Here is a 725-nt window from a genome sequence, read left to right as displayed (position 1 = left end):
TGGTATCCCATAGGCATGGCCATGATGTCTCCTGATTAGCGTCGAACCTCAGTGAGAAAAGTTGCTCGCCAAGCGCAGGATCGGCTCCGGACAAGGCTTGCAGAGCACCATGGCGCGCGTCAGTCGCGGCAGCAGGTCGCGCAGTCGAAACCGGCGGTTGAAACGATACGCGGCTTCGGCCAGATAGCGGCGAGCGTAACGATGCTGCTTGACGGCATGGTAAACCCCATCCAAGGCCCGTTTGACGTTGGACAGCACGACGTTCACCCAACGCGCGCCTTGGACTTCCGTGGCGGCACGGCCACCTTCGGTCTCCAGCACCGTGTGCGCATGGCCGGTGTCGCCAAAGCGACGAAAGGCCCCCAGTCCGTCGCTGTAGGCCTCCGCTTCCGGCGCCAGCCGGCGTTGAGCCCAGTCGGTGATCGTGGGATTGTCGAAGGTGGGGACCGGTTCGATCACCGCGAAGTGCGGATGTTCCAGCGTCGCGTCGGTTTCCACCGCGATCACAAAGGCCTGCTTGTTCTCCGAGCCTCGGCCGGCTTTGCCGCCGTTGCGTTCACCGCCCAGATACGCGTCGTCGATCTGTACGAAACCCTCCAGCTGGCGCGGTTCCTCGCGCTCCATCATCGCCTGCATGATCTTGTGTTTCAGCCGCCATGCCGTGCGGTAGCACACACCCAGGTGTCGCATCAGCTCCAGCGCAGCCAGATTGGTCTTGGTCGAGG

At 63.0% G+C, this 725-nt stretch carries 1 protein-coding gene; it reads right to left on the bottom strand.

Annotation, left to right across the window (positions count from 1 at the left end; translation table 11 throughout):
- Nucleotides 1-48: 48 nt before the first annotated feature.
- The coding region (locus ACH65_RS03270; protein ID WP_049621150.1) for an IS1595 family transposase at nucleotides 49-725 on the bottom strand (677 nt) is incomplete at its 5' end.

The sequence above is a fragment of the Frateuria defendens genome, assembly GCF_001182895.1.
Taxonomy (GTDB): domain Bacteria; phylum Pseudomonadota; class Gammaproteobacteria; order Xanthomonadales; family Rhodanobacteraceae; genus Frateuria_B; species Frateuria_B defendens.
The sequence above is the reverse complement of the archived record's forward strand: the minus strand, read 5'-3'. Positions and strand labels throughout refer to the sequence as shown.